General features: G+C 61.7%; 23 protein-coding genes. 12 read left to right on the top strand and 11 right to left on the bottom strand.

The features are described 5' to 3' along the window. Positions 1-316 precede the first annotated feature (316 nt). From J3P88_RS15570 to J3P88_RS15555, 4 genes are all read left to right on the top strand, one after another. The gene (locus tag J3P88_RS15570) at positions 317-1,774 is read left to right on the top strand and encodes an efflux transporter outer membrane subunit (protein WP_434576331.1); all 1,458 of its coding nucleotides are present in this window, start codon (positions 317-319) and stop codon (positions 1,772-1,774) included. Continuing rightward, complete coding sequence (locus J3P88_RS15565; protein WP_434576329.1) at positions 1,771-3,333, top strand: MFS transporter; 1,563 nt, start codon at positions 1,771-1,773, stop codon at positions 3,331-3,333. The genes J3P88_RS15570 and J3P88_RS15565 overlap by 4 nt, the downstream gene beginning before the upstream one ends. Before the next feature lie 6 nt (positions 3,334-3,339). Further along, the gene (locus tag J3P88_RS15560) at positions 3,340-4,371 is read left to right on the top strand and encodes an HlyD family secretion protein (RefSeq protein WP_434576328.1); all 1,032 of its coding nucleotides are present in this window, start codon (positions 3,340-3,342) and stop codon (positions 4,369-4,371) included. A 195-nt stretch (positions 4,372-4,566) separates the two neighbouring features. Then, positions 4,567-5,670 (top strand): sigma-54 interaction domain-containing protein, encoded by a 1,104-nt coding sequence (locus J3P88_RS15555; protein ID WP_434576327.1) that lies wholly within the window; start codon positions 4,567-4,569, stop codon positions 5,668-5,670. 234 nt (positions 5,671-5,904) lie between these two features. Here the strand turns inward: J3P88_RS15555 and sfnG are convergent, their stop codons facing one another. Further along, positions 5,905-7,002: a dimethylsulfone monooxygenase SfnG gene (gene sfnG, locus J3P88_RS15550; protein ID WP_186709414.1), complete on the bottom strand. Its 1,098-nt coding sequence runs from the start codon at positions 7,000-7,002 to the stop codon at positions 5,905-5,907. 39 nt (positions 7,003-7,041) lie between these two features. Then, entirely contained in the window at positions 7,042-7,605 is a 564-nt protein-coding gene (gene msuE / locus J3P88_RS15545) for an FMN reductase (protein WP_434576326.1), read from the bottom strand. Positions 7,606-7,981: 376 nt separating this feature from the next. Here msuE and J3P88_RS15540 point away from each other — a divergent pair, with 376 nt between their 5' ends. The 3 genes from J3P88_RS15540 to J3P88_RS15530 all read left to right on the top strand — a co-directional run bounded on the left by J3P88_RS15540 (position 7,982) and on the right by J3P88_RS15530 (position 11,007). After that, positions 7,982-9,226 (top strand): acyl-CoA dehydrogenase family protein, encoded by a 1,245-nt coding sequence (locus J3P88_RS15540; protein WP_186709419.1) that lies wholly within the window; start codon positions 7,982-7,984, stop codon positions 9,224-9,226. Between the two features lie 612 nt (positions 9,227-9,838). Beyond that, a complete protein-coding gene (locus tag J3P88_RS15535; protein WP_367617200.1) occupies positions 9,839-10,564 on the top strand; it encodes a CPBP family intramembrane glutamic endopeptidase in 726 nt (241 codons plus the stop codon). 65 nt (positions 10,565-10,629) lie between these two features. Beyond that, positions 10,630-11,007, top strand: coding sequence for a hypothetical protein (locus J3P88_RS15530; protein WP_434576325.1), 378 nt, complete (start codon positions 10,630-10,632; stop codon positions 11,005-11,007). A 176-nt stretch (positions 11,008-11,183) separates the two neighbouring features. Here the strand turns inward: J3P88_RS15530 and J3P88_RS15525 are convergent, their stop codons facing one another. From J3P88_RS15525 to J3P88_RS15510, 4 genes are all read right to left on the bottom strand, one after another. Continuing rightward, complete coding sequence (locus J3P88_RS15525; protein WP_434576324.1) at positions 11,184-11,879, bottom strand: tRNA (adenine(22)-N(1))-methyltransferase; 696 nt, start codon at positions 11,877-11,879, stop codon at positions 11,184-11,186. 15 nt (positions 11,880-11,894) lie between these two features. Then, positions 11,895-12,821 (bottom strand): Gfo/Idh/MocA family protein, encoded by a 927-nt coding sequence (locus tag J3P88_RS15520; RefSeq protein WP_434576323.1) that lies wholly within the window; start codon positions 12,819-12,821, stop codon positions 11,895-11,897. 118 nt (positions 12,822-12,939) lie between these two features. Beyond that, a complete protein-coding gene (locus tag J3P88_RS15515) occupies positions 12,940-13,734 on the bottom strand; it encodes a DeoR/GlpR family DNA-binding transcription regulator (protein WP_186705912.1) in 795 nt (264 codons plus the stop codon). A gap of 100 nt (positions 13,735-13,834) precedes the next feature. After that, positions 13,835-14,842 (bottom strand): aldo/keto reductase, encoded by a 1,008-nt coding sequence (locus tag J3P88_RS15510; RefSeq protein WP_434576322.1) that lies wholly within the window; start codon positions 14,840-14,842, stop codon positions 13,835-13,837. Positions 14,843-14,934: 92 nt separating this feature from the next. Between J3P88_RS15510 and J3P88_RS15505 the strand changes: the two genes are divergently transcribed. Further along, positions 14,935-15,837, top strand: a complete 903-nt coding sequence (locus J3P88_RS15505) for a LysR family transcriptional regulator (protein ID WP_434576320.1) — start codon at positions 14,935-14,937, stop codon at positions 15,835-15,837. Positions 15,838-15,943: 106 nt separating this feature from the next. On the opposite strand, the gene J3P88_RS15500 is transcribed toward J3P88_RS15505, so the two are convergent. Beyond that, positions 15,944-16,285 (bottom strand): hypothetical protein, encoded by a 342-nt coding sequence (locus J3P88_RS15500; protein ID WP_207962284.1) that lies wholly within the window; start codon positions 16,283-16,285, stop codon positions 15,944-15,946. Between the two features lie 152 nt (positions 16,286-16,437). Between J3P88_RS15500 and J3P88_RS15495 the strand changes: the two genes are divergently transcribed. Then, positions 16,438-16,674: a hypothetical protein gene (locus tag J3P88_RS15495; RefSeq protein ID WP_434576319.1), complete on the top strand. Its 237-nt coding sequence runs from the start codon at positions 16,438-16,440 to the stop codon at positions 16,672-16,674. A 43-nt stretch (positions 16,675-16,717) separates the two neighbouring features. On the opposite strand, the gene J3P88_RS15490 is transcribed toward J3P88_RS15495, so the two are convergent. Beyond that, entirely contained in the window at positions 16,718-17,653 is a 936-nt protein-coding gene (locus J3P88_RS15490) for a hypothetical protein (RefSeq protein WP_434576318.1), read from the bottom strand. Positions 17,654-17,764: 111 nt separating this feature from the next. Between J3P88_RS15490 and J3P88_RS15485 the strand changes: the two genes are divergently transcribed. Further along, on the top strand, positions 17,765-18,250 hold the full coding sequence (locus J3P88_RS15485) for a thiol-disulfide oxidoreductase DCC family protein (RefSeq protein WP_434576317.1): 486 nt from the start codon (positions 17,765-17,767) through the stop codon (positions 18,248-18,250). On the opposite strand, the gene J3P88_RS15480 is transcribed toward J3P88_RS15485, so the two are convergent. The 3 genes from J3P88_RS15480 to J3P88_RS15470 all read right to left on the bottom strand — a co-directional run bounded on the left by J3P88_RS15480 (position 18,247) and on the right by J3P88_RS15470 (position 22,025). Then, a complete protein-coding gene (locus tag J3P88_RS15480; protein WP_434576315.1) occupies positions 18,247-18,741 on the bottom strand; it encodes a DUF2269 family protein in 495 nt (164 codons plus the stop codon). The two genes, J3P88_RS15485 and J3P88_RS15480, sit on opposite strands and share 4 nt — an antisense overlap. Before the next feature lie 3 nt (positions 18,742-18,744). After that, positions 18,745-19,872 (bottom strand): saccharopine dehydrogenase NADP-binding domain-containing protein, encoded by a 1,128-nt coding sequence (locus J3P88_RS15475; RefSeq protein WP_434576314.1) that lies wholly within the window; start codon positions 19,870-19,872, stop codon positions 18,745-18,747. Between the two features lie 965 nt (positions 19,873-20,837). After that, positions 20,838-22,025, bottom strand: a complete 1,188-nt coding sequence (locus J3P88_RS15470) for a XylR family transcriptional regulator (protein WP_434576312.1) — start codon at positions 22,023-22,025, stop codon at positions 20,838-20,840. Positions 22,026-22,180: 155 nt separating this feature from the next. On the opposite strand from J3P88_RS15470, the gene xylA reads away from it, so the two are divergent. Both xylA and xylF read left to right on the top strand, forming a co-directional pair. Continuing rightward, on the top strand, positions 22,181-23,497 hold the full coding sequence (xylA, locus tag J3P88_RS15465; RefSeq protein ID WP_434576311.1) for a xylose isomerase: 1,317 nt from the start codon (positions 22,181-22,183) through the stop codon (positions 23,495-23,497). Between the two features lie 146 nt (positions 23,498-23,643). Next, a complete protein-coding gene (gene xylF / locus J3P88_RS15460) occupies positions 23,644-24,645 on the top strand; it encodes a D-xylose ABC transporter substrate-binding protein (RefSeq protein WP_053119915.1) in 1,002 nt (333 codons plus the stop codon). Positions 24,646-24,773: the final 128 nt, after the last annotated feature.

The following is a 24,773-nucleotide window of genomic DNA, read 5'->3' as shown; positions in this document are numbered from 1 at the left end:
AGCTTGCTCGCGAAGAGGCCGGCACATCCAACATCTTCATTGACTGAGCCACCGCTATCGCGAGCAAGCTTTGCTCCCACCGATCTGATGGATATACATCCCATCCCCAGCTAAGAAACCATACCCCCAGGCTCAACACATACCTTCGTATACATCCCCCGCCACCGAGGTATGACTTGGCTGAACCGATGTAGAAGTGCCCTCGCCGCAACCGCTCAATACCATGACCCCACAGCGGACGACTCGCTATCCAAGGATCGATCAAGCCCAGGCGCACGCTCGCGCAGCGGCGCTGCAACCTTGTGGGGAACGGCCCATGCCGGCTTTTTTCGAACTACTTCAACGTCGCTTGCAACCCATGGTCGTGCTCACAACACTGGCCCTCACCGGCTGCGCGGTGGGCCCCGATTTCATGGAGCCCAAGAACGAACTTGACGCCGCGCAACTGACGCTCCGCCCCGAGCATGGACGCGATGCCTCCCTGCTCCCCGGCGCCGTTCCCCGCCAATGGTGGCAACTATTCAACGACCCGCTGCTCACTCAGTTGCAATCACAGGCACATGCCGGCAACCTTGATTTGCAGATAGCCGCCGAACGCATCGATCAAAGCCGAGCGCAACTGGGGATTACCGCTTCGCAGTTGCTGCCCAGCGTCGGCGCCAATGCCAGTTACGCCCGGGAGGCGCTCAGTGAACATGGCAAGTTCGCCGCGCTGGGCGCCCCGACGGCCCCCAGCAACTTCTGGCAAATGGGTTTCGATGCCAGTTGGGAAATCGACCTGTGGGGCCGGGCCCGCCGCGCGCGCGAAGGTGCGGCGGCGACGCTGGAGGCGACGGTCCATGAGCGCGAAGCCGCTCGGGTGGCCCTGTCCGCCGAAGTGGCACGGACCTACCTGCAACTGCGTGGCACCCAGGCCCAACTGGACATCGCCCAACAGAACCTGACGATCGCCGAGCGCACCCTGGGCCTGGCCGAAAGTCGCGAGCGCAATGGCGTGGCGACACGCTTCGAAACCTCCTCCGCACGGGCGCAGCTGGCGACGATCAAGGCCATGCTTCCCGAACTGGCCCGGCGTCGCAATGCCCAAATGAATGCCCTGGCGCTGTTGATGGGCGAACCACCTCGTACCCTCGACGCACAACTGCGCCAGGCCATGCCCCTGCCTTCGCTGCCCACTCGGGTGCCGGTCGGGGTCCCGTCTGAACTGGCCCAGCGACGTCCCGACATCCTGCGCGCCGAAGCGCAGCTCCACGCCGCTACCGCAGCCATCGGCGTAGCCAAGGCCGACTTCTACCCACGTATCGGCCTGAAAGGACGAATCGGTGTGGAAGCCTTCGACAGCGGCGACCTGGCCAATTGGGACGCTCGCTTCTTTTCCGTCGGGACGACGGTTTACCTGCCAATCTTCCAGGGCGGGCGCCTGGTACAGCGCCTGGCCTTGAACGAATCACGGCAAAAGACCGCCGCCCTGGCCTATCGGCACACCGTATTGCGCGCCTGGCACGAAGTGGACGATGCCCTGGACGCCTGGGCCGCGCAACAGCGCCAACACGACGAGCTGCTGGTTTCGTATGAGCAGAACCGGCAGGCATTGCACGCGGCCGAACGCGGCTATCAGCAAGGTGCCGCCGACTACCTGAGCGTTCTCACGGCGCAACTGAACCTGCTCGCCAGCCAGACCAATCTCAATGCCAGCGCCACCAACGCCACGCTAACCGTGGTCAATCTCTATAAGTCCCTGGGTGGCAGCTGGGACCCGGAGCCGCAACCATGAACAGCATCGCGTTGTCGCCCACCCAGGTCGCACCTCGCGCGGCCCCCTTGGCCACGTCGTCGAAACGCCAGCTGGTCGGTCTGGCCGGGATTTTCCTCGCGGCCATGATGGCGGGACTGAACACCCGGGTTGGCGCGTTAGCGCTGGCGGACGTAAGAGGCGCACTGGGCTTTGGCTTGGACGATGCGTCCTGGCTCACCACGGCGTATAGCGCCGGGGAGCTGATTGCCATGCCCTTTGCCGCGTGGTTTGCCCTGACGCTCTCGCTCCGGCGCCTTGAGCTGTTGACGCTCGCCACGTGTACGTCGCTGGCACTGCTCCTGCCGTTCATCCATGACCTCGATCTGCTCCTGGGCCTGCGTTTTGTGCAAGGCATCGCCAGCGGCACGACGATTCCGTTGCTGATGATGGCGGCCCTGAAATTCCTGCCGCCACCCATACGGTTGTACGGCCTGGCGATGTACGCGATGACCGCGACCTTCGCGCCCAACCTGGCCATCTGGCTGGCGGGGCATTGGACAGACGAACTGCAGGACTGGCGCTGGGTGTACTGGCAGATCGTTCCTCTGGCCGTGGTCGCTGCCGGCTTGATCGCCTGGGGGCTGCCACGGGAACCGATCCAGTTCCCACGTTTTCGCCAGGCCAATTGGGCCGGCATGGCCTGCGGTGTCCCGGCGCTTGGTTTGCTGACCGTCGCCCTGGATCAAGGCATACGACTGGATTGGTTTCACTCACCGCTGATCACCTCGTCCCTGCTCGCGGGCCTGGCCTTGCTGGCGATCTACCTGTTGACCGAATGGTTTCATCCCTCGCCGTTCATCAAGTTGCAGATCCTCGGGCGTCGCAACCTGGGGCTGGGCTGCATCCTGTTCGTCTCGTTGCTGGTGGTACTGCTGTCCAGTTCGTTGCTACCGGCCAGTTACCTCGGGCCGCTGCAGGACTATCGCCCGTTGCAGATGGCCGCGATCGGGCTGATCGTCGCGCTGCCGCAGTTACTCCTGGGGGCACTGGTGGCGCTGCTGCTGTACCAGAAATGGGTTGATGCGCGCTTCATGTTCGCGTTGGGACTGTGCCTGATCGCCCTGGCCTGCCTTTGCGGCGCGCAATTGACCAGCGACTGGAACCGCGAGCAGTTCGTCGTGGCGCAAACGCTACAGGCCTTTGGACAACCGATGGCGGTGGTGTCGATGCTGTTTCTGATCACCAGCGTGGTGCAGCCAGTCGAGGGTCCGTATGTGTCCGGCACCATCAATACCCTGCGCGCCTTCGGGTCGTTGTTCGGCGCGGCGCTGGTCGGACAGCTCGTGGTCGTGCGCGGCCGCTTCCATGGGGAAATGTTGCTGGACCAGGCGGCCCTGGCAAGCAATACCCTGGCCTCGGCGCCGCTCCCCTCAGAACTGCTGGGCATCGTCAGCCAGCAGTCGCTGGTGTTGTCGATCGCCGATGCCTATCGCGCGTTGGGCCTGCTGGCACTGCTGCTGATTCCCCTCGTGCTGCGGCTGGCCTACATCCCGGCACCTGCCAGGCAGGCCGCCTCATCCTCATCCTCACATGGGTAATTCATCATGGCCTTACCGAAGAAAGCCCAGATCATCAGTGTCGTGCTGCTCGCCGTGGCAGTCGCCGGAGTGCTCTACGCCAATCGCCCTGAATCCAGCGCATCGACGCAGTCAACGGATGACGCTTATGTCCACGCGGACTTCACCACAGTCGCGCCGCAGGTGTCCGGTACGATCGAGACGGTGTTGATCGAAGACAACCAGCGGGTCGAGAAAGGCGACGTGTTGGCGACACTGGATGACCGTGATTTCGTCGCCGCCGTGAACGCGGCCAACGCCCAGGTCGCCAGTGCCCGGGCCAGCATTGCCAGCCTGCAAGCGCACCTGAGCCGGCAGCAAACCGCCATTCGCCAGGCTCAAGCAGCGGTGGCCGCGGACGAGGCGGCGCTGAAACTGGCCAGTGCCAATCAAGCGCGGTATCGCAATTTGGCCCACGATGGCTCGGGCACCGTGCAAGCGCGACAACAGGCCGAAGCGCAATTGAGCATCCAACGGGCGCGCCGGGACAGGAGTGAGGCGGGTCTGCAGGCGGCCCGGCAGCAGGTGGATGTCCTCAGGGCCGATCTGGAAAAAGCCCAGGCCGCTCTCGCCCATGCCCAAGCCACGCAGGCCATCGAGGAACTGAAGCTGTCCTATACCCGCATCACGGCGCCGATCGCCGGCACCATCGGACAGAAATCCGTGCGCATCGGCGCATTCGTGAATACCGGGCAACCGTTGCTGGCGATTGTGCCGCTCGACGCCGTCTACATCACCGCCAACTTCCGCGAGACGCAGCTGGCGCGCGTCGCGATGGGTCAGGCTGTGGACATCACGGTCGACGCGTTGCCGGGCGAGTCGCTGCTCGGCACCGTGCAAAGCCTGGGACCTGCCAGCGGCGTCAGCTATTCAGCCATTGCGCCGCACAACGCCACTGGCAACTTCACCAAGATCGTCCAGCGCTTGCCTGTGCGCATTCGCATCGACCCCGACCAACCCGCCGCGGCGAAACTGCGAGTGGGGATGTCCGTGACCCCGCATATCCGCATTGATGGATAAATGCCAAGCCCCGAACTGTGGGAGCGAGGCTTGCTCCCACAGTCGCCTAAGCAAATAACTTAAAGTTATTTATTATCAGTTTTTTAGATCATTTAGATTAAGCCTTAAGCCCAATGGCTTCGCGGAAATGCTTTCAAGGAAATGTTGGCATTCATCCACCTTCAGTCACGGCAATCTCATTAACGGGCCACCGTCATGCAGCTTCTAACACTACCTCCCTCCCCCGGCCTGGCCACCTCGATCCGTGCCACCGCCCAAGTCTTCGAAGACCCCACCTCCCGCGCCTTGCTGGCTCACCTGCAACAAGTCGCGCCCAGTGAAGCCAGCGTATTGATCATCGGCCAGACCGGGACCGGCAAGGAACTGGTGGCGCGCCACGTCCACAACCTCAGCGCCCGTCGCCACAAGCCCTTCGTCGCGGTCAACTGCGGGGCGTTTTCCGAGAGCCTGGTTGAGGCCGAGCTGTTCGGACATGAAAAAGGCGCTTTTACCGGCGCGTTGACAGCCAAGGCCGGCTGGTTCGAGGAAGCGGACGGCGGCACCCTGTTCCTCGATGAAATCGGGGATTTACCGTTGCCGATCCAGGTCAAGTTGCTGCGGGTACTGCAGGAACGCGAAGTGGTCCGGCTGGGTTCGCGCAAAAGCATCAAGATCGATGTCCGCGTGCTGGCGGCCACCAACGTACAGTTGGAAAGAGCCATCAATGCCGGGCATTTTCGCGAAGACCTCTATTACCGCTTGAACGTGGTCAGCCTGTTGCTCAAGCCGCTGCGCGAACGTCCCGGCGACATTCTGCCGCTGATACGCCATTTCATTGCGCAATACAGCCACAGGCTCGGTCACGGCGAGGTGACGCTGGATGCCCAGGCGCAGCGCAAGTTGCTCGATTATTCCTGGCCGGGGAATATCCGCGAGCTGGAAAACGTCATTCACCACACGCTGCTGATTTGCCGTAACAAAGTGATTGGTGAGCAGGAGCTGCACCTGTCGAACTTGCGCATCGAACGCCAGGACAACTTGCCGCAACCTGTACCCCAAAGTGCAGAGGCGCTCTTGCAGAAAGCCTTCGAGAAACTGCTCGAGCAAGGGCATGGCGATGTGTATGAAAAGGTCGAGGCCGAGTTATTGCGCACCGCCTACCGATACGCCAATTGCAATCAAGTCCATACCGCAAGCCTGCTGGGCCTGAGCCGCAACGTCACCCGCACGTTGCTGATCAGGATTGGCGAGTTGGTGGTCAATCGACGCCGCCCGGCACTGGACACTCGGGATGGCCGGGTAGTCAACCTGTCGACCTGACGCCCAGACTTTTGTGGCGAGGGAGCTTGCTCCCGCTGGGGTGCGAAGCGCCCCCATTGAGGCGGATGACATCCATCTGATACACCTCGGTGACTGGCTTTGGGGCCGCTGCGCAGCCCAGCGGGAGCAAGCTCCCTCGCCACAAAAGCGGTTCGGCGATGGCCCATTCATGGGGCGCGGTGCTTAAATCCCGGCACCTTGTTCGCCCCTCGTCCGCCCTGCTGCCTCCCGCGCCTAGGCGACCGCCGCCGTTTTGGCCGTCACTTTGCGTTGCTCCAGCTCACGCACCAACGGCAGGACCTTACGGCCGAAATACTCGACTTCTTCCTGGAAGTGCAAGAACCCGGCAAGCACCAGATCCACACCCACGGCCTTGAGCGCGACGATGCGTTCGGCGATCTGCTGCGGGGTACCGATCAAGTTGGTCTTGAAGCCATCGTTGTACTGCACCAGGTCTTCGAAGCTGGACTTGGCCCAGTTGCCTTCGCCTTCCGGGCTGGACTTGCCGGCCTGTTTCGCCGCGTCGCCAAAGGCATTGACGGCCTCGGGATCGGCCTGGTCGATGATTTGGGCAAGGACCGCCCGCGCCTCTTCTTCGGTGTCGCGGGCAATGACAAAGGCATTCACGCCAACCTTGACCTTGTGGTGGTTGGCCGCGGCTTTTGCCTGGAGATCATCGATCTGCGCCTTGACCCCTTCCACGGTATTGCCGTTGGTGAAGTACCAGTCCGATACCCGGGCGGCCATGTCCCGAGCCGCACGTGAGCTGCCGCCCTGGAAAATTTCCGGATGCTGCTGCAGGGGTTTTGGCTTGAGGGTGTAGTCGTGGAAGCGGTAGAAGTCACCGCGCAGCGTGAAGTTATCGGTGGTCCAGATACCCTTGAGGGCGGTGATGAATTCTTCGGAACGGCGATAGCGCTCGTCGTGCTCCAGCCACGGCTCGCCAATGGCCGTGAACTCGCCCTTGAACCAGCCCGACACGATGTTGACCGCCACTCGGCCACCCGTCAGGTGATCGATGGTTGCGATCTGCTTGGCCAACACCGACGGCGTCCACGGCCCCGGCAACACCGCGGCGATGACTTTCAGGCGCGTGGTGGCGGCCAGCAAGGCATGACTGAACGCTACGGACTCGTGCTGGTATTCGGCGCCGTAGCCAGCGGTAAAGCGCACCTGGGACAAGGCGTAATCGAAGCCGGCCGCTTCAGCGATCTGCGCCAGCTTGCGGTTGTAGTCGATGCCCCAGTCGGTGCGTTGTTCGATTTTGCTGACCACCAGTCCGCCGCTGACGTTGGGCACCCAGTAGGCAAATTTGATCGTGTCCTGGCTCATTGCATGTACTCCACGGCTCGTTTTGAAAGGGAAAAGGGATCAGGCGGCACTGGCGTCGCGTCGGGCGCTCGGGACCAGGCTCAGCAGCGCCGATTCGACGGCGCGCTCGATACGGTCCAGCACCTGTGGGCTGGAAATGCGGTATTGGCTGAAATCGGTTTCGCTGGCATAGACACCCACCGGCAGGCTGAGGGCCTGGAAGAAGCCGAACAGCGGCCGCAACTGGTGATCGATGATCAAGGCATGGCGATCCGAGCCCCCTGTCGCGGCGAGCAGCACCGGAACATTCTTGAGGGCTTCGTGATGGACGAAATCGAACAGGTGCTTGAACAAGCCGGTGTACGAGGCTCGATAGACCGGGCTGGCGGCGATCAGCAGATCGGCCGACTCGATGGCGTGCAGGTCGTCCTGTACCGCAGCCGGCAACGCCTCGCGACGCAACACCCCGGCAAACTGCGGACCGACCTTGGCCAGTTCGATCAAGCGCACCTCGATCGGCAGTTGCTGCGCGAGCCTGTCCACTATCGCCTGGAGCAGGGCCAGGGTGCGTGACGGGTGCTGCACGCTGCCTGACACCGCCACCACTTTGAATTGCTTGCTCATCACTTACCCCATGCCTGGAGACGCCACCTCAGCGTCTGCACAGGGTGTAGAGCAGCAACCGTGCCACGTTCCTATATCTTTAATAATCAATGCGTTAGAAGTACCGCCTAATCACTTCACTGTCGCTCGACGGGCAAGCTGTTGTTCCACTGTTGCCTGGTGAACACCTGCGTTTCGATGCCTGTCGCAACAACTGTTGCCGGGCATACAGTTGCGCAACAGATTGTCCGCAGCCAGGACAGCCCTATCACCGACGAGCGTCGTACAGACCCCGCATTCATGGACGTCGCGGGCCGGGCATGGACTGTGCAAAGGCCCTTGGCACTGGCAGGTTTTTCCCCTGCCCGCTTACTCGCCATCAAGAAGGAACATCAACATGACCGCACAGCAACAACACCTGCCGCCAATCCTTTCCACTGGCACCGACTACGAACCCTTGGCCGAACGTTTCCGGCCGATCTTTGCGCGCATCCAGGCTGGCGCCCTGGAGCGGGAGCAGACCCGCAGCCTGCCCTTTGAACAGGTGAAATGGCTGAAGGAAGCCGGCTTTGGCGCTATCCGCGTACCGCTCGAATATGGCGGTGCCGGCGCCTCGTTGCCGCAGCTATTGCAACTGCTGATCGAACTGGCCGAAGCCGATTCCAACTTGCCCCAGGCCCTGCGCGGGCACTTTGCATTCGTCGAGGACCGCCTCAATGCCCATGCCAGCAGCCCGCAGGACATTTGGTTCAAGCGCTTCGTCGAGGGTGAGTTGGTGGGCAACGCCTGGACGGAAGTCGGCGCGGTGAAAATCGGCGAGGTCGTCACCCGGGTTTCCCGCCAGGGCGATCAATGGGTGGTCAATGGCGCCAAGTACTACAGCACCGGCAGTATTTTCGCCGACTGGATCGACGTGTATGCCCAGCGTGACGACAACGGTGCCGACGTGATTGCCGCCGTACGCGTGCACCAGCCGGGCGTCAAGCAAAGCGATGACTGGGACGGTTTTGGCCAACGCACCACCGGCAGCGGAACATCGCTGTTCGAGAACGCATTGGTCGAGGCCCAAAACCTCATCGACTTCTCCACCCGCTTCAAATACCAGACCGCGTTTTATCAACTGGTCTTGCTCGCCGTGCTGACCGGCGCCGGCCGTGCCGCGGTCCATGACATCACCGAGCAAGTGCGCAAACGCACCCGGGTCTTCAGCACCGGCAATGCCAGCGAAGTGAGCCAGGACGTGCAGGTGCAGCAAGTGGTCGGCCGGGCCTCGGCCCAGGTCTATGCCGCCGAGGCCACTGCCCTGCGAGCCGCGAGCGCTTCCCAACGCGCCTATGAAAGCCGCTTCAGCCAGAACGCCGAGACCGAACACACCGCCAACATTGCCGCCGAGTTGGAGTCCGCCCAGGCCCAGGTGGTGATCTCCGACCTGGTGCTACGCGCCACCAGCGACCTGTTCAATGCCCTCGGCGCCTCAGCCACCAGCACTAGCAAGGCCCTCGACCGCCACTGGCGCAACGCCCGTACCGCCGCTTCGCACAATCCGTTGATCTACAAGGAGCGGATTATTGGGGATTGGGAAATCAATGGGACGGAACCGCCGTATGTCTGGCAGATTGGTGGGGGGGCGAAGCAGGTCTGAGTGCTTTGGGTCCGTGTGTATATCCGTTGCTGCGGTAACGGCGGCTTAGACCGCGCTCCTCCAGTGGGAGCGGGCTTGCTCGCGAAGGCGGTGTGTCAGTTTGCAGTGATGTTGGATGTGCTGGCCTCTCGCGAGCAGGCTCGCTCCCACAGTGGTTCTGTGTTGTACATGAGTTTCGTGTCTGCTGAAGATCCAGTGTGGGAGCGAGCTTGCTCGCGATGGCGGTGGGTCAGTTACATGGATGTTGAATGTGCTGGCCTCTTCGCGAGCAAGCCCGCTCCCACAGTGGTTCTGTGTTGTACATGAGTTTTGTGTCTGCTGAAGATCCAGTGTGGGAGCGGGCTTGCTCGCGAAGGCGGTGTGTCAGTTTGCGGTGAGGTTGGATGTGCTGGCCCCTTCGCGAGCAAGCCCGCTCCCACAGTGGTTCTGTGTTGTACATGAGTTTTGTGTCTGCTGAAGATCCAGTGTGGGAGCGAGTTTACTCGCGATAGCGGCGGTCCAGGTGTATCCACCAGATCCAATTGCCGACTTTTTCACAAAGCCAATAGGAACTCATCCCAGCCGATCAAAACACTGGCATCATGCCTTTTTCCTTGCACTCATGGAGTGACTGTGACGAATCTAAGTGCCACCCCTGAGTTTGCACCCGCCTCCACTCTATCGCCTTACCGCTTCTTTCCCCGGCTCGGGATGTTTGTGCTGGCCACCGTGGTCGTCTTCCTGGCGGCGATGCCCGAGGTCCTTTTCGTCCCGGCAGACATGCAGGCCTACCTGACGTTCACGACCACCTCTGGTATCACCGCGCTCCTTCTCCTCGTCCTTTTCGCCTTGCAATATCGCGCCGATTTACGTTCACAGTGGCGAGGTCGCTCCATCCGCAAACCCCTGCAATGGGGAGCGATGGGCACCATCGGGGCCTACCTGCTTTTCGGGGTCGCCGTCCTCGTACTCGGGTTGCCGCGTGAAGTGTTCATGGCCGAGCTTCTGGACGGGCTCAACAATTGGCAGGCCACGATCAAGATCGCCTCGCTGATCGTGCTGCCGCCCATCGCCGAAGAATTATTCTTCCGCCACTACATGCTCCGGCTGTTTCCCTACGAGAACAGCCGTGCCTGGACATGGATCGCGATCATCGTGACGTCGGCCATCTTCGCCGGCATGCACATCCAATACGGAAACTGGCTGACGGTCGTGCTGATCTTCGCCTGTGGCGGCGTATTCGCCGTCGCCAGAGTGGCCAGCGGTGGCCTGCTGGTGCCGGTGCTCCTGCATTCGCTGGCCGAGATTGTCGCACTGACCACGGACAAGTCTTTCTCGTTGATGGGGCTTTACGGTTGAGTCAGGCGAAGGCGCCATGCCGCGCTATGATTTTGCGAACACCAGCATTTCAAACAAGGGCAACGATGAACACTCACGCAACATGCCTCGGACTGCTTGCCCTGACGCTTCCCTTGCTGTGCGAGCCCGTCCAGGCCTCCACATGGCAGATCTGTGAGATGGAGCTGCGTGTCGTCGAGGTGCTGAAACGACCCTATCCGCAGCTTCAGGCGCAGGTGGTAAAAGTCAGGCCGAAATCCGCCTCGGTGGAATGCCTGCAGCCAGGCTCGTTGCTCACCTTCACCCCGGAAACCCCGGACTACCAAGCTACGCTCCCCCGCCGGCAATGGCCCGGGAAAGGGCAGTCGGTACGGGTGGACTACCGTTACCTGGATGGCATCTGTAAAGGCGACGGTAATTCGTACGCGTGTCGTATCAAGCACTACCCGGTGGTGGGTCGATAAGCGGGCGACCGGACCGGGGCGTTGCTCAATTTGGTGAGATGACTGATGGCCTCATCGCGAGCAGGCTCGCTCCCACAAGGAAGTGTGGATGGTCACAGCATCCCGATTCACCACAAAACCCCTTGTGGGAGCGAGCCTGCTCGCGATGACGTCGGCACATCCAACCTCAATGCCACTCAAGCCAGCAGCGCGCTGATCCACCGAACCTGCCGGGCAATCTCTTGCAGCTTCTCCTCGGGCACGGCTTGCCGCGCCTTGGCCAAGCTGATGAGGGTCTTCTGCTTCTGGCGCAACAGGCGCTGCCACTTGGCCAGGAAGACCGGGGTTCGGGCTTGCAACTGCAGCGGGCCGAAATACAGCTCCTCGGCGGTGTACGCTACCGGCCCGGCGCGCTCGGCCACGATGATCTCGTAGTAGAAGCGGTTTTCCCGCAGCACTTCCTCGCAGAGGATGCGGTAGTGGTTTTCCATCAGCCATTGGCGCAGCGGTTGTTCGCCGCCGTTGGGTTGCAGGATCAGGCGCTCCCGACCGCTCAACCGCGCTTTGCCACTGTCCAGGATGTCGCGGATCGTCTCGCCGCCCATGCCGCAGAGGCTGATCGCGGTGATTCCGTCCTCCGGCTCGATTGCCGCCAGGCCGTTGGCCAGGCGCACGCTGATCCGCTGCTCCAGGCCATTTTCGACCACCGTGCGTTCGGCGGCGCGCAATGGCGTCAGTGCCACCTCACCGGCCACCGCCGTCGCGATGACGCCACGGCGCAGCAAGGCCACCGGCAGGTAAGCGTGATCCGAGCCGATATCGGCCAGGTGCGCGCCCGCCGGCATGTGCGCCGCCACGCGCTCCAGGCGCACGGACAATGTGTGTTCGTTCAACTGCAATTCCCTGGGTTAATCGTAGAACGGCTCGACCGCCGTCCGACTGCCGACAAAGAAGCTGTCGGCGACCAAGCGCAGTGGCTGCAGGTCCATGTCGCTGGCTTTGTCGTTGATCAGTTGTTGAAAATGCCGGTACACCGCCGCGTACTCGCCCTCCTCGGATACCGCCTGGCGCACGCCGTCGATGCTCAACAACGCACCGCCGTTGTCCAGGCGCAACACGCCTTCGGCGCAGCGAATCTCGATGCTCCAGAGCTCGTCATGACCATGGTCGAAGTCGAACTCCGCACGGATATCGAGGTGACGCGCGTCGGCCATCTTGATGCTGGCGGCAATCGGCGACTGGCAGTTGTCCGGCACGCGCAACTCGGCCGATTCCACGAACAACGGCAGTGCCAGCAGATGGGTGGCGATCGACAAGGCATTGATGCCCGGATCGAACACGCCCAGGCCACCGGGTTGCCAGATCCACGCCTGGCCCGGGTGCCACTTGCGCACGTCTTCCTTCCAATCGATCTGCACGCTCTGCAAGGTGCGGCTGGCCAGCCAGTCACGGGCGGCTTCGATACCCGGGGCGTAACGGGAATGCCAGGCGAACAGGCCGCTGACGCCTTGCTCGCGAACCTGCTCCACCAAGGCCATGGCTTCACCCAACGTGGCGCACGGCGGCTTTTCCACCAGGACGTGCTTGCCGGCCGCCAGCGCCTGTTGCACCAGTGCGAATCGACCTTGCGGCGGTGTGCAAAAGGCAATCGCATCGACCTGCGGACCGTTTTCCAGCAGCTCGCCCAGGGAGCGGAAGTTCTCCACCCCGGCGCAAGGCTGTCCTTGCGTGGCGACCGCCACCAATTGGAACGCGGGGTTGGCGTGGATGGCTGGAACGTGTTGATCCTGGGCAATCTTGCCGTAGCCCACCAGGCCGAGACGAATCGGTTGCATCGATGACTCCTGATTTTTTGTACTTGTGATCGGCCAGCAAACTAGACGCAAATCGCCTGGCGGACAATGGGGGTCGTGCAGTATCTATTCGATTGCCCCGCCCAGTTGGGCAAATACTTCAGGCCCGTCGCTGTGCACGGTCCGCCGTCACGACGTTGGTCACCCGGCCGAAGAAGGGTTCGAGTCGCTCACGCGGCGCGTCGTGCTCCACCACCAGGGCGGCGACTTCTTCGCAGGCGGCCACCTGGTAGTGGGCAACGCTGGACAGCTTTTCATTGGTCACCGCCGCGATCACCTGTCCACTGGCCGCGACCACCGCGCGCTTGAACTCCGCGTCATCCAGGCCGAACGCCGTAACGCCATTATCGGGATCGATGGCGCAGGCGCCGAGGAAACACAGGTCAAAACTGAACTGGCGCAATTGCTGGACAGCCGTCAACCCGATCACACCACCGGCGACTGGGTTCAAGCGGCCGCCCAGCAGGATGACTTCGGCGCGGGGCAGTTTCATCAACTGGACCGCAATCAACGGCGAGTTGGTGGTGAGGGTCAATGGCAGGTGCGGATCGATGGCGCAGGCAATCGCCAGGTTGGTCGACCCGGCGTCGATGAACACGTGCTGGCCCGCGCGCAACAGCGCAGCGGCGGCTTGGCCGAGGCTGCCCTTGCGCACCGGGTCTTTGCGCACACGCGCCTCCATCGACCCTTCGGCCGCGGGCACGAGAATCGCGCCACCATAAACGCGCTTGCACACCCCCGCCGCTGCCAACGCGCCCAGGTCACGCCGGATCGAGTGTTCGGAAACCTTGAATTCGCTGGCCAAGTCAGCCGCGATCACCCGGCCATACCGGGCGAGACGCTGGCTGATCAGTTGCTGGCGTTCACCGGGGAACGCTTCGTGAGGAGTAGTCATGACATTGCAACCTGCATAAACGAGCACTAATTATCACAAGCGAGCAAATAGTGCCGGTTATGCAGTGAAGCGTCAAACCCGAGCGCTCACGTGGTAAACGTCAAGCGCCCCCAGGGACATTGGTGCCCATGCCCAATGGCAGGAAGGGTTGGATCTCGTCGATTTCCTCGGCGCTGAGGCGCAGCTGTGAACCGGCAATCAACCCATCGACCTGGCCGGGCCGGCGGGCACCGACGATGGCGCCGGTCACCACCGGTTTGCGCAGCACCCAGGCGATGGCGACTGCCGCCGCGCTGACCCCGTGCCGTTCGCCGATACCGGCCAAGATCTCCACCAGCGCCAGGTTCGCGCTCAAGCGAGGCTCCTGGAAGTCCGCGCTTCGCGCCTTGCGCCAATCGTCGTCGGGCAATTGGGCGATGCGTTCGCGGGTCATGCTGCCGGAAAGCAGTCCCGATTGAAGGGTGGAATAGGCCAGGACCCCCATTCCCGCCTGCTCGCAAAATGGCAGGACGTCGTCCTCGATGTCTCGCATCAAGGCCGAATACGGCGGCTGGAGTGAGACGATCTCGGTCACCGCCTGGGCCCGCTTGAGTTGCGCAACATCGAAATTGGAGACGCCGATAGCGCGAATCTTTCCCTGTTCGCGGGCAGTGGCCAAGGCCGAAAGTGCCTCCTCGATCCCTTCACTGCTGCCGTCGGCAGGAAAGGCCGGCCAGTGGATCTGATAAAGGTCAATGGTTTCGACTTGCAGTCGACGCAAGCTTGCCTCGACCTCGGCGAGCAACGACTGAGGCTTCAGCGAGTGTGAGATCAACTGGCTGACCGGGTCCCACACCAGGCTGCCCTTGGTGAACACCAACGGACGCCGCGAAGCCGGTACCCGACGCAACAACTGCCCGACCAATTGCTCGGCATGGCCCAAGCCATAAACCGCCGCCGTGTCGATCCAGTTCACCCCGCGCTCGACGGCATATTCAAGGGCGCCAAGGCTGTCCTCGTCATCCTGCGCGCCCCAACTGTATGCCCAGCCGGTGCCGGCGATGGCCCAGGTTCCCAGACCAATGGGCGAAATCAGCAAATCCGATGATCCAAGACGATTCTTTTGCATAGTGCGTTCTCCACAGATGATGTGGCCAGTATCCGCGAGGGATCTCATGACGATAAGATGGGTAATCGTATTTGAACTACTGAACGGTATTCATGAGTCAGCACCCCGACCTGTCCGAACTGGATGCCTTCGCCGCCGTCGCTCGCCATCGCAGCTTTCGCAAGGCCGCCGACGAGCGTGGCGTTTCGGCTTCTGCATTGAGCCACGCGATGCGTGCATTGGAAGCACGCCTGGGTGTCAGGCTGCTCAACCGCACCACGCGCAGCGTGACCCCGACCGAGGCCGGCCATCAGCTGTTGGCAACGCTGGCCCCGACCCTGCAGCAGGTTGCCGATGCCTTGGCGCAGTTGACCTCGCTGCAGGACGTGCCCGCCGGCAAGCTTCGCCTCAACGTAGCGCGTCCGGCGGCGCGCGCGGTCTTTGCCAAGGTGCTCGGGCCATTCGTGGCCCGGTACCCGCGCATTCAACTGGACCTGGTCACCGATGATGGCCTGACCGATATCGTCAGCGGCGGGTTTGACGCTGGTGTGCGCTTTGGCGAAAGCCTGGCCGGCGACATGATCGCCGTCCCTGTCGGGCTCCCTCAATCGTTCGTGACCGTGGCGGCGCCAACCTATCTGGCCGCGAAGGGGATCGTCCAGGCGCCACGGGACTTGCTCGACCATGCCTGCATCGCCCGGCGTTTTCCCAGTGGCAAGCTCTACGCCTGGGAGTATCAGGCCGAGGGGCAACCGATCCGGTTGTCCGTCACCGGTCCACTCATCCTTGAAGACGATGCGCTGATGATCCAGGCGGCAAAAGATGGCGCCGGCATTGCCTACGTGTACGAGGAGCTGGCGTGCGATGACCTGCGCAACGGGCATCTCACGGAACTGCTTGCGCAATGGAAAGCGCCGCCAAGCCGGTTTTTTCTCTACTACCCCAGCCGACGCCATGTGCCGCCGGCCCTGAAAGCGCTCATCGAATTCATCCGGGCGCAAGATTGGCTAACCTGAAACCGCCAGGCAAAAAAAAGCCCCGCGACCGAAGACGGTGCGGGGCAAGGGAATTGGTTGGTTGCGGCCAACCAAAGGAGCACGGTGAAAAACGTTTACGGGCCGGTCAGATGCATTCCTGTGCGGCGCGTTCAAAACTTGAAGGCAAGAGATTGGAAGCCAGCAGGTGGCGCTCGTAGATGAACACCTTGCCGCCGCTGCCGGCCTTGTAGGCTTCCAGCACGTTGTCCGCCGACACTTTGCTCGGCACCACGATGCGGTAGCTGCGCTGGGTCTGGGAGACCAACGGGTTCAAGGCATTGCCTTGCAACTTCGGTACGACGCACTCGGCGTATTGGGCCGGCGTCTTGCTGGTCTGCAAGGTCAGCGTCGGGTCATTCGGTGCCGAGGCACAACCGGCCAGCAGCAACGGGGAAAACGCCAGGGAAAGCAAAAATAAACGGCGCATGGGTCAGGGTCCTGAAAATAAAAATACGGGGCTGCGTGTTCGATGGCGCTGATTTTCCAATGATTGCCGGCAAAGCAGAACTTGCATTTGGTAATGGTCACTATTACTCCTAGCAATAGTTGCAAGCCCAGACAGATTGATGAGGTCTATCCATGAGAACGTTTGATCTGATCCGCGACGCGGTATTGCCCGACTTCCGTGAGCGGGTGGCGGACTATCTGGTCCAGTACGAAAGCGTGCTGTTGAGCACTACAGAAGCCGACCCGGAACTCAAGCGGGCCACGGCCCATCAACTGCGCGGTTATCTACGCGGGTTGAACACGACGCGAGTATTGGGCATGGCGGATTGGGAGGAGCTGGATCGGCGGGTGGTGGATACGTGGCTTTAGCGCCCGGCCAATGACAGGCAGGCCTTCGTGGAATGTGCTCGATTCATTGTGGCGAGGGAGCTTGCTCCCGCTGGACTGCGCAGCAGTCCTCTTGCCGCCTCGGCCCAACACTGGCTTGCGCCCTGTCCACCAGCCGTTGCACCCAGGCGGCATCCTGGTCATTGACCACCCCATAGCGGTTCGGCGGTAAGAAATTCCAGTGATGGGCAGCCTCGTCCAGGCGCTTGAGTTCATCGGCAGACAGCCAGTACGGAGTCTCCACCAATGGCATCAACGCACCGTCGAAACGCCAGCCCAATTGCAGGTTCGTGCCGGGCGCGAAAGCAATCGCCAATTGCTGCAGGGGTTGCAGCCGCTTGTCCGACGCCGGCATTTGCCCTACCCGACCGTAGCTGAAGTCGCCCGAAAACTGCTCCTTGAGCACCAGCCAATGCCCCGCCGCAGTCCGGGCCAGGATCCATTGCGACACACCGCTGTCCTGCACGTACTTCACTTTGCAGTCGGACCATTGCATGAGGGTGTTGCAATCCGGGTCATAGTCGTTGGACCACAGGCAGATGCCGGAAACCAGGGTATGGTGTTCGAGCTCGACCAGCCCTTGATCGGGCATCGACGCCCAATAACGCTTGGTCGGGTCGCGCGTATCACGCCAGACGTTGTGCACGATCCACGCCGCCATGAACAGCAAGGTGGCGAGCACAAGCCAGCCAAAGGAGGCCCCGATGATCCGGTCAAGGTCAACGCCTGGAGCGGATAACCCCTGATAGGCCAGCAGCCCCAGCAGAAACACGATACCCGGCAACACCGGGCCCAGGCACAACGGCGGCACCAGCACCACGACCCAGCTGAAGCGATGCATGGTCGCACGCTCACGCGCCCAGGCCTGTTCCCGAGCAATCATCGGCACCCGCTCCCGTGGGCCGATGCCAGGATCGGGGGTCTGGAAGCGGGTGAACAGGTTGTAGATGTCATCGCTCATGGATCGGATCATGCCCTTGAAGTCATCATGGTCGAGCGTCCTTCGGGACGCCCTTTGACGCTGGAACAGGCGTATTATCCGGGTAACCAAGCGCCGTGTAGACCCCCAATCATGCCCATCTCCCAGACCCGCCCTTCACCCGCGCCCTTGCTCAAGCCAGGCGAGACAGTGGTCCTGTTCGACGGCGTTTGTAAACTGTGCAATGGCTGGGCGAAGTTCCTGATCCGCCATGACCGCGACCGACGCGTGCGGTTGGCCTCCGTCCAGTCGCCTGAAGGACAAGCGTTGCTGGCCTGGGCGGGCTTGCCCTTGCAGCAGTTCGACACCATGGCCGTGGTCCGCGACCAACATTACTGGGTGCGCTCGGAGGCGATTCTTGAAGTGGTTGCCCTACTGCCCTGGGTTTGGCGTCCGGTGCAACTGCTGCGTTACGTCCCCCGCGTGTTTCGGGATTGGGCCTACGATCGCATTGCCCTGAATCGATACCGGCTGTTTGGCAGGTACGACGTGTGCCTTTTGCCGGATCCGGATCATGAGCGACGGTTTTTGAAGGCGCCCGCGCCTGAGAGCAATCCGGTGGAACGGATCGGTACTTAGCCCGTCAATAGCTCGATCCACTGACGTGGCGCCATCTTCGTCACCATGATCAGCACAATGACAAACATTCCCAAAAATCCAAAAACACCCATCCAGAACCACTTTTGATACACGGATGAGTATCGATCATCGAGCGCCCGCCCGTCCCCAACCGCGTTCGAAGCCATCACATGTAGCCGCTTCTGAAGCACCAGTACCGGAAGCCAGAGCGCGCCCACGCAAAAAAAGATGATCAGCGACGTCATGACCCATTCAGTGGTAGGGGGAAGTCCGGCCAGCCTCAGCAGCAGGTAGCCCGTCCCTATCTGAATAAAGCCCGCGGGCGTGGTAATCCAAGTGTCGAACTGAACGACCGTCCTGGCCACGTGGGCAATGACCTGAGGGTTGGCGGTGCGGCTGGCCGCGATCAGGTAGAGATAGGACCCCATGCCGAAGCCGAAGAGAAAAACGGCAGCAATGATGTGGAGGTACTTCAGGCAAAGATAGAGCATCTGTCAGCCCTGCTCGTCAGAGAAGTGTACAGACAGGCTCAAGTTTTCGGGGTCGTTGATGGCGGCCATGTATTCGTCGACACTGATTTCACCCACGCAGGCCCTAGCACCGGGTTCGGGCAGATACCCTTGGGCGACTTTTGCCGCCAACGCAACGGCTGCACAGCTGGGAATCTCCGGGCCCTTGTCGTTCATGGCGGTGAGTTGCACGTTCATCGACAACGGTTCGCCATTGGCCCCCATGCCATGGACGTCGATGTACATTGCGCTTTTGCCATCGCCAAATCGTTCGAACCAGAGCCCCCACCGATGTAGCCTGGCGGCCCAAGTAACATGATCACGCACCAGCCCCATCCGCATTGCCTGGGCCAGCAGATAGTTGGCGATGCCGCCTAGCTTCAGGCCTGCGCCGGCCTTGAAGCTCAGGTTCCGGGCACCATAGCGGCTGGCGAAGATATCCATGTCCGGCACGTCGACATTGGCCAATACCCGGGTCCCCATGTGCTGCAATCTGCGAAGCGTCAGATCCTGCCATCCCAGGACCTCATGCACCCGGCCATTCCTGAGTTGCTTGATCGGCTTGCCCGCATAGGCGAGGACGCCTTCGACGGTGGACAACCCCGGCATCTTGGCCGAAGAGGAAATGCCATGTTCGATGGTGTCGATGCGTTTAAATCGATACCGCTGCTGATCGATAAGGGCGGCCGAGAGCGTCGGCACTGAGCTGCAACCACTGAGGATCGCCACGCCTGCCTGTTTTGCCCGGGCGTCGAGTGCGCCAATGCCGGTGACAAAGGCTCTGGAATCGGACAGGTCACAATAGCTCACGCCCGCGTCGATGCAGCTCTCGGCGACTGCATAGGATTGCCCTTGAAAGGGGCCGCCGGTATGAATGACCCATTGGATGTTCATCGAGCCAAGGACGGATTTGAAGCCCGGCCCCATGGCGTCGCCGCACCAACTTTCACACACCGAGTTCGATTGAGTGTTCAACTCATCGACTTTGCGCTGCAGTTTTTGGGCGTCACGCCCGGAAATAACCAATTGCACGCCTGGCATCACCACCAGATGCCTGGAAACGATACTGCCGAAATTCCCATACCCACCGACCACCATGACCCTGAGCGTCATTCCATCCGTCCCTAAATATTCGATGAGGCAAGCACCTTGCCACAAGAAAGACTCGGTGGTGTACCCCCAGCGGTGGGTCACTGTCCCTTTGTGGCGAGGGCGCTTGCTCCCGCTGGCTGCGCAGCAGACCCATGTCGTCAACTCAATTAGCCTGACACACCAGGGTGCCTGGTTTCAGGGCCGCTTCGCGCCCCAGCGGGAGCAAGCTCCCTCGCCACAAGAGCGGTTCGGTGGTGGGTCAGTTCAACAGGTGCAGGCTGTCCCTCACCACAAGAGCGGTTCGGTGGTGGGGCAGTTCAACAGGCGCAGGATGTTGCCTTTGTGGCGAGGGAGCTTGCTCCCGCTGGGCTGCGCAGCAGACCCATGTCGTCAACTCAATTAGCCTGACACACCAGGGTGCCTGGTTTCAGGGCCGCTTCGCGCCCCAGCGGGAGCAAGCTCCCTCGCCACAAGAGCGATTCGGTGGTGGGTCAGTTCAACAGGTGCAGGCTGTCCCTCACCACAAGAGCGGTTCGGTGGTGGGGCAGTTCAACAGGCGCAGGATGTTGCCTTTGTGGCGAGGGAGCTTGCTCCCGCTGGGCTGCGCAGCAGACCCATGTCGTCAATTCAATTAGCCTGGCACACCAGGGTGCCTGGTTTCAGGGCCGCTTCGCGCCCCAGCGGGAGCAAGCTCCCTCGCCACAAGAGCGATTCGGTGGTGGGTCAGTTCAACAGGTGCAGGCTGTCCCTCACCACAAGAGCGGTTCGGTGGTGGGGCAGTTCAACAGGTGCAGGCTGTTGCCTTTGTGGCGAGGGAGCTTGCTCCCGCTGGGCTGCGCAGCAGACCCATGTCGTCAATTCAATTAGCCTGGCACACCAGGGTGTCAGGTTTTGGGGGCCGCTGCGCGCCCCAGCGGGAGCAAGCTCCCTCGCCACAAGAGCGGTTCGGTGGTGGGTCAGTTCATCAAGAGCGGTTCGGCAGAGGGTCAGTGGGTGGTCGCATTTGTCCCCTGCTGATACTCCCGTGGCGTGCAGCCGAATTCGCGGCGGAACACGGTGTGCAGGTATTGCGCCGATTTGAAGCCACAGCTCTGGGCGATGTCGGCAATCGGCGCGTCGGTGTTTTCCAGTCCGCTGGCGGCAGCGGTGAGTTTGAAGCGCAGGATTTCGTCGTGGACGCTGCAGGCCCGTTCCTTGCGAAAATGCGCTTCCAGCGATGAGCGCGATATCCCGACATAAGCCGCCACTTGGGCGGTCTTGATGCCCTGGCAGGCGTATTGGCGGATGAAGAGCAGGGCTTGCATGACATAAGGATTGCCCAACGGTTGATGCAGGCTCGATACCTGTACGTTGATCGCATCAGGCGGGACCAGGATTTGCGTGCCCGTGGACGGCATGCCGTGCAGCATCTGGTGGAGCAGCCGCGCGGCGGTGCGGCCCATGGTTTCGGTGCCCTGGATCACCGAACTCAGCGGCACCCGTGTCAGGCTGCGGGTGAGCGGGTCGTTGTCGATGCCGATCAACGCCACTTGCTCCGGCACGGCGATGCCGGCGGTCAGGCAGGCTTGCAGCAGTTGCCGGGCGCGGGCGTCGCTGACGGCGATGATACCGATGGGTTTGGGCAGGCTTTGCAGCCAGGCGATCTGCTGTTCGACGGCGCTGTCCCAGAGCGGTGCGCTGGTGCCCATGCCGCGATAGACCTCGGCGTGCAGGCCATCGCGCTGCAGCAGCCGGCGGAAGGCCTTCTCCCGCTCCTGGGCCCAGCGATTGGCTTGTGCCTCGGGCAGGCTGAAACAGGCGAAGCGGGTCAGCCCGGCTTCGATCAGGTGCTCGTAGGCCAACCTCATCAACGCATCATTGTCAGTGGCGACGTAGGGAATGCCCTTCGGGTAGGCGCGCTCATCCTGATAGGAACCGCCCACCGCCACCACCGGCAGCTTGATCCCGGCCAGCGCCTCGCCGATCAGCGGATCGTCGAAGTCGGCAATGATGCCGTCGCCCTGCCAGCGCTCGATGCCTTTCAAGCGGCAGAGAAAATCCTCCTCGAGAAACAAGTCCCAGGACGCACGCGTGCTGCTCAGGTAGTTGCCGATGCCGCTGATGATGCCGCGGTCGTAGATCTTGCTGCCATTGAACAGCAACGCAATGCGGTGAACGGGCGGAACGGTTTTCATTGGTTTAACCCTGTGCCGATCGACACAGACTAGGCGCGCACACGGCGAATCTCAATACTCAAAATCGAACTGCCCGTTGGTGATTTTCATAATCAGCAGCCACGGGGCCGGCGTTAGTATCGGGACACCGCCAAGAATAAAAAGGAAACCTGCACATGCCCTACTTCCCCGGTGTCGACACGATTCGCTACGAGGGCCCCGCCAGCGATTCGCCGTTGGCCTTCCGTCACTACGACGCCAACAAACTGGTGCTCGGCAAACCCATGCGCGAGCACCTGCGCATGGCGGTCTGCTACTGGCACACCTTCGTCTGGCCCGGGTCGGATGTGTTTGGTGCCGGCACGTTCAAGCGTCCGTGGCAGCACGCTGGGGATCCCATGGAAGTGGCCATCGGCAAAGCCGAAGCGGCTTTCGAGTTCTTCTCCAAGCTGGGCATCGACTACTACTGCTTCCACGACACCGATGTCGCTCCGGAAGGCAATTCGCTCAAGGAGTACCGCAACCACTTCGCCCAGATGATCGACCACCTGGAACGCCATCAGGAACAAACCGGGATCAAGCTGCTATGGGGCACCGCCAACTGCTTTAGTAACCCGCGTTTTGCCGCCGGCGCCGCCAGCAACCCGGACCCGCAAGTGTTCGCCTGCGCCGCCGCCCAAGTGTTCAGCGCCATGAACGCCACCCAGCGCCTCAAAGGCTCCAACTACGTGCTATGGGGCGGTCGTGAAGGCTACGAAACACTGCTCAATACCGACTTGAAACGCGAGCGCGAACAGCTGGGCCGCTTCATGCGCATGGTGGTCGAGCACAAGCACAAGATCGGCTTCAAGGGCGACCTGCTGATCGAACCCAAGCCCCAGGAGCCGACCAAGCACCAGTACGATTACGACAGCGCCACGGTGTTCGGCTTCCTGCAGCAGTTCGGCCTGGAAAACGAGATCAAGGTCAACATCGAAGCCAACCACGCGACCCTGGCCGGTCACAGTTTCCACCACGAGATCGCCACGGCCGTCTCCCTGGGGATTTTCGGCAGCATCGACGCCAACCGCGGCGATCCGCAAAACGGCTGGGACACAGACCAGTTCCCCAACAGCGTCGAGGAAATGACCCTGGCCACCTATGAAATCCTCAAGGCCGGTGGCTTCGGCAATGGCGGGTTCAATTTCGATTCCAAGGTCCGACGCCAGAGCCTGGACGAAATCGATCTGTTCCACGGCCACGTCGGCGCCATGGACGTGCTCGCCCTCGCCCTGGAACGCGCGGCGGCCATGGTGCAGAACGATCAGTTGCAGACATTCAAGGACCAGCGCTACGCCGGCTGGCAACAACCCTTCGGCCAAGCGGTCCTAGCCGGCGACTTCAGCCTGGAATCGCTGGCCGAGCACGCCTTTACCAACGACCTGAATCCCCAGGCCGTCAGCGGTCGCCAGGAGATGCTCGAGAACGTGGTCAATCGGTTTATCTACTCCTGACAACGGGCAAAAGTGGGGGCACAGCGGCTGTTACATTCTCGCGACAAATCTGTGCCCACGGCGCCCTGCAACGCTCTACAGTTCTACCCGGTATCACGCTCATCGTCAGGCAGTGTCTTTCAAACAACAATAAAAGGACGCACCACATGAAAAGATTCAAACGTACCCTGCTCGCCGGCGCCCTCGCCCTGCTCTCGCTTCCGGTCATGGCCGATGCGACCCATCCGAAAATCGGTTTCTCCATCGATGACCTGCGCCTGGAACGCTGGTCGCGGGATCGCGACTACTTCGTCGCGGCGGCGGAAAAACTCGACGCCAAGGTCTTCGTCCAGTCCGCCGATGCCAACGAGCAGAAGCAGATCTCGCAGATTGAAAACCTGATCTCCCGTGGCGTCGATGTGATCGTCATCGTGCCGTTCAACGCCACCGTGCTGACCAACGCCGTCGCCGAAGCCAAGAAGGCCGGGATCAAGGTCGTCTCCTACGACCGACTGATCCTCAACGCCGATATCGACGCCTACATTTCCTTCGATAACGAAAAGGTCGGCGAGATGCAGGCCAGCGGCGTGCTGAAAGCCGCGCCCAAGGGCAACTACTTCCTGCTCGGTGGCGCGCCCACGGACAACAACGCCAAGGTCCTGCGCGAAGGCCAGATGAAAGTGCTGCAACCGGCCATCGACAAGGGTGACATCAAGATTGTCGGCCAGCAGTGGGTGAAGGAATGGAACCCCACCGAAGCCTTGAGCATCGTGGAAAACGCCCTGACCCGGAACAACAACAAGATCGATGGCATCGTTGCTTCCAACGACGCCACCGCCGGCGGCGCCATCCAGGCCCTGGCCGCGCAGAAAATGGCCGGCAAGGTGCCGATCTCGGGCCAGGACGCCGATCTCGCGGCGGTCAAGCGCGTGATCGATGGCACCCAGACCATGACCGTCTACAAGCCGCTGAAGCTGATCGCCTCCGAAGCCGCCAAGCTCTCGGTGCAACTGGCCCGCAACGAGAAACCGACCTTCAGCTCGCAGTACGACAATGGCAGCAAGAAAGTCGACACCATCCTGCTCACCCCGACGCCGTTGACCAAGGACAACATCGACCTGCTGGAAAAGGACGGGTTCTACACCAAGGCGCAGATCGCCGGGCAGTGATCTGAGTGCAACCCTGGGAGACCTGTGGGAGCGGGCTTGCTCGCGAAAGCGGTGCACCAGTCAACATTGATGGTGCCTGACATACCGCCTTCGCGAGCAAGCCCGCTCCCACAGGGACTTAGCCTGAC

Source organism: Pseudomonas sp. Z3-6 (assembly GCF_051131985.1).
GTDB classification, from domain to species: Bacteria; Pseudomonadota; Gammaproteobacteria; order Pseudomonadales; family Pseudomonadaceae; genus Aquipseudomonas; species Aquipseudomonas zanjanensis.
This window is presented reverse-complemented; position numbering and strand designations above follow the sequence as displayed.

Excerpts from the sequence above, each read along its gene's own strand:
- J3P88_RS15570 (WP_434576331.1), top strand. The coding sequence starts at position 317 with ATGCCGGCTTTTTTCGAACTACTTCAACGTCGCTTGCAACCCATGGTC.
- J3P88_RS15565 (WP_434576329.1), top strand. The coding sequence starts at position 1,771 with ATGAACAGCATCGCGTTGTCGCCCACCCAGGTCGCACCTCGCGCGGCC.
- J3P88_RS15560 (WP_434576328.1), top strand. The coding sequence starts at position 3,340 with ATGGCCTTACCGAAGAAAGCCCAGATCATCAGTGTCGTGCTGCTCGCC.
- J3P88_RS15555 (WP_434576327.1), top strand. The coding sequence starts at position 4,567 with ATGCAGCTTCTAACACTACCTCCCTCCCCCGGCCTGGCCACCTCGATC.
- sfnG (WP_186709414.1), bottom strand. The coding sequence starts at position 7,002 with ATGAGCCAGGACACGATCAAATTTGCCTACTGGGTGCCCAACGTCAGC.
- msuE (WP_434576326.1), bottom strand. The coding sequence starts at position 7,605 with ATGAGCAAGCAATTCAAAGTGGTGGCGGTGTCAGGCAGCGTGCAGCAC.
- J3P88_RS15540 (WP_186709419.1), top strand. The coding sequence starts at position 7,982 with ATGACCGCACAGCAACAACACCTGCCGCCAATCCTTTCCACTGGCACC.
- J3P88_RS15530 (WP_434576325.1), top strand. The coding sequence starts at position 10,630 with ATGAACACTCACGCAACATGCCTCGGACTGCTTGCCCTGACGCTTCCC.
- J3P88_RS15520 (WP_434576323.1), bottom strand. The coding sequence starts at position 12,821 with ATGCAACCGATTCGTCTCGGCCTGGTGGGCTACGGCAAGATTGCCCAG.
- J3P88_RS15515 (WP_186705912.1), bottom strand. The coding sequence starts at position 13,734 with ATGACTACTCCTCACGAAGCGTTCCCCGGTGAACGCCAGCAACTGATC.
- J3P88_RS15510 (WP_434576322.1), bottom strand. The coding sequence starts at position 14,842 with ATGCAAAAGAATCGTCTTGGATCATCGGATTTGCTGATTTCGCCCATT.
- J3P88_RS15505 (WP_434576320.1), top strand. The coding sequence starts at position 14,935 with ATGAGTCAGCACCCCGACCTGTCCGAACTGGATGCCTTCGCCGCCGTC.
- J3P88_RS15500 (WP_207962284.1), bottom strand. The coding sequence starts at position 16,285 with ATGCGCCGTTTATTTTTGCTTTCCCTGGCGTTTTCCCCGTTGCTGCTG.
- J3P88_RS15495 (WP_434576319.1), top strand. The coding sequence starts at position 16,438 with ATGAGAACGTTTGATCTGATCCGCGACGCGGTATTGCCCGACTTCCGT.
- J3P88_RS15490 (WP_434576318.1), bottom strand. The coding sequence starts at position 17,653 with ATGAGCGATGACATCTACAACCTGTTCACCCGCTTCCAGACCCCCGAT.
- J3P88_RS15485 (WP_434576317.1), top strand. The coding sequence starts at position 17,765 with ATGCCCATCTCCCAGACCCGCCCTTCACCCGCGCCCTTGCTCAAGCCA.
- J3P88_RS15480 (WP_434576315.1), bottom strand. The coding sequence starts at position 18,741 with ATGCTCTATCTTTGCCTGAAGTACCTCCACATCATTGCTGCCGTTTTT.
- J3P88_RS15475 (WP_434576314.1), bottom strand. The coding sequence starts at position 19,872 with ATGACGCTCAGGGTCATGGTGGTCGGTGGGTATGGGAATTTCGGCAGT.
- J3P88_RS15470 (WP_434576312.1), bottom strand. The coding sequence starts at position 22,025 with ATGAAAACCGTTCCGCCCGTTCACCGCATTGCGTTGCTGTTCAATGGC.
- xylA (WP_434576311.1), top strand. The coding sequence starts at position 22,181 with ATGCCCTACTTCCCCGGTGTCGACACGATTCGCTACGAGGGCCCCGCC.
- xylF (WP_053119915.1), top strand. The coding sequence starts at position 23,644 with ATGAAAAGATTCAAACGTACCCTGCTCGCCGGCGCCCTCGCCCTGCTC.